We start from the raw sequence: 10,572 nt of genomic DNA on the forward strand, positions 1-10,572 counted from the left end.
TTTCCAGAGCTACGACCTGAGCTTCGGTCAAGACTAATCCTTCCTGTGCGGACTTAGCTTCTAATGCCTTTAAACGGAGTTGAAAGGTGTGAAGATCGTGGCGGAGCCAAATACTTCGGACTCCGCCAGGTGATACCAGAATGCCCTGTCTTTTAAGCTCGTTAGATACCCGGAGTTGACCTAAGGCTGGCTGATCTACAGCCATTGCCACAACAGCTTTCTCAATATGCTCTTCAACACGGTTTTTGAGAATGGGCTTTCTTCTGCTGATTTCCTGGAGGGCAAGCTCACCGCCCTGGTCGTAAAGTTCTTTGAAACGATAAAAGCTATCACGTGAATAACCCATTACTTTGCAGGCTTGAGAGACATTCCCCAAGTGCTGAGCAAGCTCAAGGATACCTAATTTGTTCTTAATGATCTTTGATTGTGTAGTCATAATACTAATCTCTGTTACATTGTTTAATTTATCGTAACTGTCAGATTAAGTTTTGACTAATTCACATGACCTGATTTATCGGCATGTGATGGTATAAATATCCACTGACCCATTATTGCTCTGGTTGAATGTTATGTATCTATGTTACTACACATCCTCATCAGTATTCAGCGGTAACAGCAAGTCCGAATCATTATTGGGCTTTTTAAGTGTCGATACCGCATTAACACGTTTGCCAACCTTAACACGTATCATCAGTTCCTCAGGAAAGGTATCTAAAACCGTCATTTTAGATTCAATTGGTATTGTTTTACTCAGCCATATCTCTTCTTCGGGTTTTGTAAGTATAACTGGCATACGTTTTTTCGAGTGGATTTCTGCAACTAAGGGGTTGGCCTCAGTTGTAAGGATACCATAAGTACGGAACTTCTCTTTCGTTTCAGGATCAACCCATTGCGACCATAAGCCGGCAAAGCAAAACAGCTTTCTGTCTTTAACCGTAAAGCGGTAAGGTTGCTGTTCTCCCTTTGTATCTTTTTTCCATTCATAAAAACCGTCAGCCATTACCAAACAGGTTTTATGGTTTACAAGCAATGGTCTCCACAGTTTGCTCTCCATTGCGGTTTCGCTTTTAATGTTCCATGTATCACGGGTAAGTTTTAAGCTGTCGGCAAAATAAGGTACAATACCAAACGCCATCTGCTGGATAATGTCTGGTTCGTCAGCAGTAATCACTAATCCTTTCTGTGTAATGGCAAGGTTATAGTTAGGAGTCCACTCACCCTGTATCTGGTGCGGATGGGTTCTGAGAATTTCCTTTTCTTCCGCTGTTAACGTATATCTGGCACACATGTTTACCTTTTATCCCCTACAACAGTTAACCGGGGCAGTTAGTTTTTCTTCTTTGCCTGCTTAGGCTTTTGTGTATCATTTATTTGGTTAAGGGTTGCAGCCTCTTTAAGGAGGTATCGCTTTATCAGGTCTAACAGTTCTTTCATCTTATTTCACTTTTATAATATCATTCCAGTTGGTGGTATAATGTGGCCGCAGGAACTCGCGTTTCATTGCCCACTTTTGGTCCTTGCCTTCGCCGGCCATTCGCAATGTTCCCGAGCCATACTGCAAATTCAGCCTGTCCAGCACTTTTGATATCTTATCATATTTAATGCCTTTAAAGTCATTGAAGATGTTAAGCTGCACTTCCGATTCGGGTATCAAACCTGTAGCATTTACTTCAACCTTTTGGTACAGGTAGCCACGCAGGTATATTTTCTTCAATCCCCAAAGTGCTGTTTTTATAAGGTCGATGGTATTATTAACCGGGTGGTCAAGCGGTATCGTTATTGCCGGGTAGGCTTGCAGTTCATCGGCAACAAACTTATTGGTAAGTAATCTGACCGATAAGACGGTGGTACACAATTTCTCTCTGCGGAGTTTGCCGGCAAGCCTGGCCGCATAGCTTGATGTGGCTTCCATGAGCTCACTATAATCGCCGGTAAGCTTTCCAAATGCCCTGCTGGTACACATCCCTTTTTTGGGGTCAAGTACGGTTTTCAAAGGTATGCAACTCTCTCCCCAAAGCTCGCGCCACATCCTAACGCCAACAATCGTCATATTGGTTTGTACCCAATCAATCGGTAATGCCCTAAACTGCGCAGCTGTTTCAATGCCGCCTTTTATAAGCTTATGCGCAAACTGCCTGCCAATACCCCAAAGGTCTTCAACCGGGTAATCGGCCAGGGCATCATTAATTTCCTCCCCGGTTGCAAGTACCATCACACCGTTATGCTTTTTTGAGGTTTTGTTAGCAACCTTCGCCAATACCTTGGTTGGCGCAATGCCTATGCTTATGGGTATGCCGGTATTATAAATCACGGTTTCCCTGATCTGCCTGCCATATTCTTCCAGGTTATCGAAGCCGCTTAAGCCTAAAAAACATTCGTCAATGCTATAAACTTCAACGTCAGGCGTAAACCTGGCGAGGTTGGTCATCACCCTTGCACTAATATCGCCATACAATGTATAATGGCTGCTAAATACGGCAATGTTGTACTTTTTAATTTCCGCTCTGATTTTAAAAAAGGGCGCACCCATAGCAATGCCACAGGCTTTTGCCTCATTACTACGGGCAATTACACAGCCATCATTATTGCTCAGTACAATAACCGGAACACCATTGTATTCAGGTTCAAATAAGCGGTGGCAGCTTGCGTAGAAGTTATTACAATCTGCCAGTGCGAACATGGTTTTGCTTTGAATGTGGCAGGCAAGTCCAGGTAACGGCGCCAAATACAGTAACGTTTCTACCAGTTATGTTTAAACAGGCATCCATCGTATCATTAAGGCATAGGTAAGTATTATCTCCTTTAATACATAACTTTCTGGTGAGCCATTCACCCTCCACAGCACAAACAATTAACATCCCGGATGTAACCTGAACAGATTTATCCACTACAATGATACTGCCTTTCATAATGCCAAAATACCTCATGTGGTCGTCGTCACACTCGAAGTAAAATGTATTGGTCGGATCGTTAACTATCCTTTGGGCAATATGTAACCTCCGTTGCTTGTAATCCTCAGCAGGGGATATAAAGCCCGAAACACGTCCGGGATTGTCCAATGTATCCAATGTATAGTTTTGGGGTAAATCTAGTTCTCTAATCATAACAATGTCCTTTACAGGTCAAAATTACTAAAAATATTAGCAAAGTCAAGTGCTGTTGACAGATACCTTACAACCATTGTTAATTGATTGATTAGCATAGCTTTTAACTTGTATACAATTTGTTTTATAACATCACCTTGCATATCGTAAATATGAGATCAGTTTTGCGTGTCTAAATAAGAGTTAAATGGAGGTTTATGTGTTAATAGATATTTGTCCAAGGTTTTATAACAAAATGAATCCAACAATGATCTGATATTTATTTGCCAGGCCGGCAGAAATATAACGCGATTTTAGACCAAAGCGAAATCAGTAAACATTTTATCTTGTTTTACGTTATAGCGTAAAATTAATCATACGGATTTTGGTGTGTTTATGCTGTTAACATGGTAGGCTAAGCTGCACCAGCCGGTTTGTAAGTATAGAAAATAAAAATTAGCGCTTATGGAAAATGTACTGGTTTTTAAAACAAGAGAGGTTGTCGGCAATATCAGAAAAATTAGAGCGTACAGATATTACACCCAGGAATATCTGGCCGCAAAACTAAAAATATCGCAAAATGCTTACAGCAAAATCGAACTTGGTTATAGTAAATTAACGATTGACCGTTTGTTTCATATCGCCATGATTTTGAAAGTGGAGGCAGCAAATTTGTTGACTCTAAATCAACATGATTTGATCAAAATTATTGCTGATGACGATGAGAAAACCTAAGATGACATTTCGTATTCCCGGGCAACTTACTTTACCTGTGTCGGGGCAATCTGCCGTTTGCTTGATATACCTGTGCTGGTAAATTTGTTTTATAAGCGGAATATTGTCAGGATATAGTCTGCGAAAAAAAGGGGTAGATCAAATCCATGATCAACCCCTTTCTAAATTAACGCTCTCAGGCTTTCGACTGATGTAGGTCTCTCACCTCCTACACCGCAATGATACGGAAAATATCCCTTACAATCTTCATCCTGGTTTTCTGTTGTGGCTTTAAAATCCGGCAAATGCCTCATCCATAAGCATCATTCGATCATAATTTTTCACTTCCCGGGCTAAGCAATAACTGTCAAATACGTCCATCAGTATTTGAGGGTAGAATTGGTTCAAGGGAAATAAGGTGCTGATCAAGATTGATGACGTAGTTACCAAAGATAAGCAAATCATCCACTAAACTAGTCTTCTTTCCTAAACTCCAGCAGGTCTCCTGGCTGGCAGTTCAGGGCCTCACAGATAGATTCGAGTGTGCTGAATCGAACCGCCTTTGCTTTCCCGGTTTTAAATATAGAAAGGTTGGCAAGTGTTAAATCTACCTTTTGGGCCAGCTCATTAAGCGACATTTTCCGCTTGGCCATCATCACATCCAGATTTATTACAATCGGCATAAGCTTATACGGTTAAATCATTTTCAGCCTGTATTTCGATTCCTTTTTTAAATACTAGTGAAATAATAAATAAAATGCCTGCTAAAAATAGAAATTCACTTCCGCCAGCCAAATTGGGCGGTAAATTCGGGAAAATTATCCCGTCCTTCATTAAATCATTACGGTAAGCCCCGGCCATTATGGTCAGTATTCCGATAACCAGCGAAACATAACTGAGATTGATGATTAGCGCCGCCATTTTATCGCTAAAAGGATGCTCAAGATTGATTTTTAGAAAGATCTTGATAGCGATAAAAAATAGAAAAGCTTTTGCTGCCCAGCTCAAAATAAGCAACAGCATCAGCGTTACATACTGAGATGGGCTATGCTCCAGGAGCGGGCTCAGATCCAAACCCTTGTAAAGATCTTTGGCAGCTAAATGGCTTTCGGTAATACTGATGGTAAAAGATATTATCAGCGATCCGGTTTTGATGCATAAACCAACAAATACGATCCAGGTTAACACTTTCACAACTGAAATTAGGTTATTTACACTTGCTTTATTTTTCATATTATTTTTTTAATTAAGCTAATTATGATGCAAATAAAGATAAATATTTATTGATAAAAAATAAATATTTATTTTTTTTTAATAAATTAAGCGTAGCTTGGAATTGAAAAACTTATAGTGAAGAAAATTATTCTTTAGAGAAAGGCTGTTTTGGAAAACTGCTGCAGTGCATGCTGATCTGAATATGATATTTTTGGCACTACCTAACAGATCAGGTTAACCTTATACTGGAAGAAATAGCCAATTTGGTTTGGCATAATAATCTTTAGCAATTCTCTTCATAAAAAGGTCCGGCTGCAACCACCCATGCACTGTTGGCAAAACGGCAGAATACTTTGATAACAGAATTCAACAGTAAAACGGTCCCATCTTCAAGGCCATAGCCCATCTATAGTACTTATAAAAATCGTGGATAAAAAAAATCACTGTTACTTTAAGACAACAGTGATTTTTCAATAAGTAATGCAGTTTTATTGGTCCACTGCCCTGCTGATGCGGGAAATTTCAGGTATTTATTTGCGGCATTTTTAATGCCCTCATCATGGCCTGTTGTAGCTATATTCGTGTCGTTTGATCCAGTTTTTTTCACCGGCATACCTGACGTCCTTCCGTTTGGAAAAATTATTTTTACCTAATATATACGTTTGCCTTATGGTCGCTTTCTTTCCGTCATTGCCATCTGTACCCATCTTTTCCGTAATAATCTGAACATCATCTTTTAATAATACTTTCCGGGAGATCATCGGCGCATCACCAAAGTATCTGCCATCGTTCGAGATGGTCAACGTATCTGTTGAGTTTGCACTTTGTTCATTCGGATAAGTATGAATAAAAAGAAAACGGTTCGTGCTGGCAATTCGCTTAATTTCAATATCGGCAGGCATCGTATAAGGTTTGCCGGAACGGTAATCCAGATAGGTTAACGATCCTTTCCAAAGGCCTTCCATTTTTGCAACATCGTTCACAAGGTGGTTCGATGTCTCCTGTGCATACATCAGCAAAGGCATCACCATGCTAATAACTATTACATATGCTGTTTGTTTCATGTCAGTTTTCAGGGTGTATAAAGGTTTCAAATAAATATCGTTTGCAGTATAAGACGGATATCGGGTGGAATAGTGACAGTTAAGTAAAAATATTTATCAATGACCATTTCTTAACTGGTGCAAAAGTACTTTGGTGTGCTCCTTAGGCACCAGTGCTTCGGCGCTTTCCGCCGGAGATTTGCGCTTAGAAACGTTTGCAAATTTTTTTAACCGTTTTTTTGCTCAAACGATGAGTTTGCCGTAAAAAGTAAGGCAAGCTCTATGAAATGATAAGGAGACAGTACTTTTTAACTTCTACCTTAACGTGTACAGTGGCTGTGCAACTATCAGTCAACCCTCCAGGTTGACCTGTTTAAATCATTCCCTGTTGATAAGTTTTTGCATTTTCACGAGGATGATTCGGTGTACAATGTTTTAGCGCTAAGGATAGGAATTCCATTTCCCTGCTCACCAAGCGGCAGTTCGTGGATCATGATCGAACCTGTTGATTGATCTTGACTGGTCAAATTGGCGGTGCAAGATCCTTGGCAGGTTTGTACTCATGTATTTTTTCGTATAATCTGTTGTTTTTTATACAGTAGTATACCCTTGCAGCGATTTTCAATCGGATTGCATTGAGTACTGACATCTTATGTTTTCCCTCTATATCCATTTTACGGTGATAGTACGCCTCAATATCCGGGATAAACGGTTAACATTTAAGTCTTCTCCCGATAATCATGATCATCCAATTAAATTTTGATGGGACATTATCTCAAATCCGGTTTATTCGTATAGGAAGTTTCCCGTAGGTTTAAACAAATTTAGTCATCAAAGGTGATTTAATCAATTTAGTTTCTTTAAATATCACCGGTTCAGACCATGGAGCGCTAGGGGAGCCTGGTGTTGTATTCTGATTGGGGACCGTCACGACTGTAAGATGATTCTCGTTGGATAAGGCGGTGGACTGAGATTGTAATGAACAACATAGAAATGTCCAGGTATGTTCATGTTGTTGATGTTTGGTACAATAGTTTTGTTAAACTGAAGATAAGAATTTTATTTAAAATAATATACAAGGTACTCTTAGACAGAAAATAAAATATTGTTAGTTTTTTATTTTATTCGGGCGTGCCCCTAAAGGGTCGCATCTTTCGCTATATCTCCCTGCGGGAGGATAGCGCTGCAACCGCTCACGCGCGTAGGGTTAAGGTTTGATTATGGGGTGTGCCGCCATGATTTGGGAATTGATTTTAAGTATTAATAGGATTTTTAAAACCATTGTTTTCTGCCAGTCTCTTTTGAACCGTGTAATTTGCTGTGTTTTTTGTTCCAAAAGGATGACCAGGCTGTTCCTACAAGGAATCACGTGAAATTGTTGGTATGAGTCGTTTTCAATTCTTCTCATTAAAAATAATTTCTTTTAACTGGTTTCTTCCTACAATCTTTTACATTTGTTAAAAAAATACTTAATGTCTGCCATTATTTCCAGATCACAATTACTATTAAATAAAGTCAGCTTTAAGGGATTAAAGTCAATTGAGGATTTGGAGACGAACGTTAAGCCCGGACTCAATATTCTTATTGGGAAAAATGGTGCTGGTAAATCTAATTTTTTTGAGTTTATGTCAATGGCTAGCTCCTCTTTATTCTCTCTTAATGAACTTTCCTTTAAGTCGGCAGAACTAAGCTTTTTATCGGAGGATAAAACTCAGGTGGTCTACTCAATTACCAAACTCAATAGTCGTCAGGTAACAGATGATATGCCTTCTTTGACTTATGGGCAAAAGGTGAAGATCAATGGTAAAATTGTTTATGATTCCCAAAATGAATTGAGTTATTTTAGTAGTACTGGTAGACCGCTTTCTCCGCCGAGGAATATAGCCACACTTTTCAGTAGGTTGAAATTTAACTATCGCCGTGCTAACTTTATCGGCTTTGGATATCCCGATAGAATCCTTGGCCTAAGTGAACCCATGACTATGGAAATTCCTCTTGACATAGATGATTTTTGGGATACGTCAGGTTTTCCTTTATTGCGTGCGGCTATGGAGGCCCTGGAATCGAGACTTCAGGAAGAATTTGATTTAACTTTAAATGAGGACAGCGACCCGGATGAAAAATGGAAGGATGTTGTTGAAGGGCTCGATACAGAGAAATTTTTAAAATTATCCGTACTTGATGAAAAGACTTTGGATAATTTAAAAAAGTTTAGCCCAATTCAGGATGTAAGATTAAGCAAAAATGTGACATTTTATAAAAGTGACCATTTCGTCATTGCTGAAAATATCAGGATGGACTTTTTTGTAAATGATAACTGGCTGCCCTGGTCGCAGTTGTCGGATGGCACAAAAAGGTTGTTCATTATCATTAGTGATATTTCATTAAGTTTCAATAGGCTTATTTTATTAGAAGAGCCTGAGCTGGGGATACATCCCCATCAGTTTGATCTGGTCATGCAGTTTTTGACCGAGCAGGCCGTCAACAACCAGATTATTATTTCCACGCATTCTCCCAAAGCACTTGACGTGCTCAATGAGGATGAACTTGACAGAATTATGATCGCGACTTATCAAAAAGGGAGAGGGACCCAGATTGGCCACTTAACAGAAAGACAAAAAGAAAAAGCAATAGGTTATATAAATGATGTGGGTTTTTTAAGCGATTATTGGCTGTTATCAGATCTAGAGTCATGAAGAGGATTGGTTTAATCGGGGAGGACCCATATGATAAAACTGCTATTAAAAATTTGTTAGTTAGGAAGTTTGATATGGTTCACTTTCAGCCGTTGTTAAGGGGAATACGTGGGAAAGGGCTGGATAGTCCCAAAACCGCCAGGGCACTAGTTCAAGAACTTAAAGGAGCAGATTATAATTTTTTGATATTTATCCGGGACTTGGATGGCCTGCCCTCTCAAGTAGATATACAGAAAGGTTTAAATAAATGGTTTGAAGCCCTCAAGCATAAAAAAACTGATATGTTATTAATGAATATTTGGGAACTGGAAACATTGATATTTGGAGATATTGACGTGTTCAATAAAAAATACGGTGCAGATGTTAAATGTAAAGGCGATCCAATGATGATCTCAAATCCGAAGGAAAAACTGATTAGTGCAACTTATAAAACCAAAAGTCAGTTTCATGAGTCAGACTGCCCGGACCTTTTTTCTTTGTTGGATATTGATAAGGTATCTGCGAAGTGTAAATATTTTGCCGAATTTTTATCAGTACTTCAAGGAAGGTTAACCGCTTAACTGTTGGTTTAACCGTAAACGTATGGCATGGTTGGATCTGTACAGTACTCATATATTATTTCGTGTATTATAATAAGGTATTGTGCGCTATAAAGTGATGATTACAAGAGACAAAAGATGTAGTCTAACATGCTTAAATTTTTAATTGAGGGATTTAATTACTCATAGACTCAAACCCATTATTATTCGCAATGGTAAGCAAAGGCTGTATGTTTTCTAAAAACCTTTTTCTCAAATCTATTTCATGCAAATGCTGCGCATTGGCATTCGGGAACAGGCTCAGGTAATCTTCCATTATGGGCTCTTTCGGATAGTTCTCCGTCATCACTTCGATAGCTGTTTTTTGCAGCAGGTAGTACCCGTCAAAGTAATCTTCCGTCCTGGGCAGCTTGTCATTCTTACGGCTGTTAAATGATGGATCGGCCGGGATCAGGTTCCAGATCAGATCATGCGATACAAAGGCGTAGGGATAAATTGTTCAACCAAGAAGCTGCCATGTGCAAGTTTCCTGTTAGGGTATTTATATCAACGGGCCAGTATGGTATTTAATGTGCTTATGTCTTAAATAGCCATACATATCATAATACTAAATTTCATTTGCCTCTATAAATGATACCGTAATTGAATTTCCAGTCAGCGATGTTGACAGGCAAATAAACGAACAACAAACATATTGACTTCATCACATTGCATGACATAAAACTCATAACCACAGAACTATATTCATGTTAACGGCGGTTGGTTTTAAGTGGCTGTTCAAATTCTTTGTTCGATAAATAAGGTAAATGTTATTAAAAAATAAAATCGATCCTATATTGAAAAGCCTGATCAAATCTTAATAAGAAGAAGTTCGGAAGTGTTTTCTACATTTGGCAAACAAATAACTTAACTTACTATTGCCAGCACTCAGAATAATACCTGATGAACATGCAATTGTAGCATTTTTCTGAAACATTGTAGTGGATACAAAATCCTTATTTTACTCGATATTTATTATATGATAAAAATAGATAATCAAATATTTGTGACAAATAAAAGCGCGTTGGGATGTTTGATAAATATCTTCATTTTTATTTTGATTTTTATAATCTCAAGTATAGCCCTTAACCGGTCATTCATGATGGGTAGCTTTATCTGTAATAGCCACTACTTAATCTTACAGTTGGTTAGTTTTTACTGATTGTCAGATTGAATTTGTGAGTATGTTTTTTGCTCTTCTGAGATCGTTAATTTATCTACTACTTTCTCTTGTTTATAGCTC

General features: G+C 38.7%; 11 protein-coding genes. 3 read left to right on the top strand and 8 right to left on the bottom strand.

Going from position 1 to position 10,572, the window contains the following annotated elements:
- The 4 genes from ACFE6N_RS23260 to ACFE6N_RS23275 form a co-directional block, all read right to left on the bottom strand.
- A partial coding sequence (locus tag ACFE6N_RS23260; protein ID WP_378940287.1) for a helix-turn-helix domain-containing protein occupies positions 1 to 436 on the bottom strand: 436 nt, incomplete at its 3' end.
- A gap of 147 nt (positions 437 to 583) precedes the next feature.
- Complete coding sequence (locus ACFE6N_RS23265) at positions 584 to 1,288, bottom strand: SOS response-associated peptidase (protein ID WP_378940289.1); 705 nt, start codon at positions 1,286 to 1,288, stop codon at positions 584 to 586.
- Between the two features lie 147 nt (positions 1,289 to 1,435).
- Positions 1,436 to 2,680, bottom strand: a complete 1,245-nt coding sequence (locus ACFE6N_RS23270) for a Y-family DNA polymerase (RefSeq protein ID WP_378940291.1) — start codon at positions 2,678 to 2,680, stop codon at positions 1,436 to 1,438.
- Entirely contained in the window at positions 2,658 to 3,104 is a 447-nt protein-coding gene (locus ACFE6N_RS23275) for a S24 family peptidase (protein WP_134203740.1), read from the bottom strand. The genes ACFE6N_RS23270 and ACFE6N_RS23275 overlap by 23 nt, the downstream gene beginning before the upstream one ends.
- A 444-nt stretch (positions 3,105 to 3,548) precedes the next feature.
- Between ACFE6N_RS23275 and ACFE6N_RS23280 the strand changes: the two genes are divergently transcribed.
- A complete protein-coding gene (locus tag ACFE6N_RS23280; RefSeq protein WP_378940293.1) occupies positions 3,549 to 3,818 on the top strand; it encodes a helix-turn-helix domain-containing protein in 270 nt (89 codons plus the stop codon).
- A 452-nt stretch (positions 3,819 to 4,270) separates the two neighbouring features.
- Here the strand turns inward: ACFE6N_RS23280 and ACFE6N_RS23285 are convergent, their stop codons facing one another.
- The 3 genes from ACFE6N_RS23285 to ACFE6N_RS23295 form a co-directional block, all read right to left on the bottom strand.
- Positions 4,271 to 4,480 (bottom strand): helix-turn-helix domain-containing protein, encoded by a 210-nt coding sequence (locus tag ACFE6N_RS23285; protein ID WP_378940295.1) that lies wholly within the window; start codon positions 4,478 to 4,480, stop codon positions 4,271 to 4,273.
- A gap of 4 nt (positions 4,481 to 4,484) precedes the next feature.
- Positions 4,485 to 5,030, bottom strand: a complete 546-nt coding sequence (locus tag ACFE6N_RS23290) for a DUF2975 domain-containing protein (protein ID WP_378940297.1) — start codon at positions 5,028 to 5,030, stop codon at positions 4,485 to 4,487.
- Between the two features lie 539 nt (positions 5,031 to 5,569).
- Positions 5,570 to 6,076, bottom strand: coding sequence for a hypothetical protein (locus ACFE6N_RS23295; RefSeq protein WP_378940299.1), 507 nt, complete (start codon positions 6,074 to 6,076; stop codon positions 5,570 to 5,572).
- Positions 6,077 to 7,527: 1,451 nt separating this feature from the next.
- Between ACFE6N_RS23295 and ACFE6N_RS23300 the strand changes: the two genes are divergently transcribed.
- Positions 7,528 to 8,751, top strand: coding sequence for an ATP-binding protein (locus ACFE6N_RS23300; protein ID WP_378940301.1), 1,224 nt, complete (start codon positions 7,528 to 7,530; stop codon positions 8,749 to 8,751).
- A complete protein-coding gene (locus tag ACFE6N_RS23305; RefSeq protein ID WP_378940303.1) occupies positions 8,748 to 9,311 on the top strand; it encodes a DUF4276 family protein in 564 nt (187 codons plus the stop codon). Before ACFE6N_RS23300 ends, ACFE6N_RS23305 begins: the two co-directional genes overlap by 4 nt.
- Before the next feature lie 154 nt (positions 9,312 to 9,465).
- On the opposite strand, the gene ACFE6N_RS23310 is transcribed toward ACFE6N_RS23305, so the two are convergent.
- A complete protein-coding gene (locus ACFE6N_RS23310) occupies positions 9,466 to 9,636 on the bottom strand; it encodes a hypothetical protein (protein WP_378940305.1) in 171 nt (56 codons plus the stop codon).
- Positions 9,637 to 10,572 lie beyond the last annotated feature (936 nt).

It is taken from the genome of Pedobacter sp. BG31, from assembly GCF_042464845.1.
Lineage (GTDB): Bacteria > Bacteroidota > Bacteroidia > Sphingobacteriales > Sphingobacteriaceae > Pedobacter > Pedobacter suwonensis.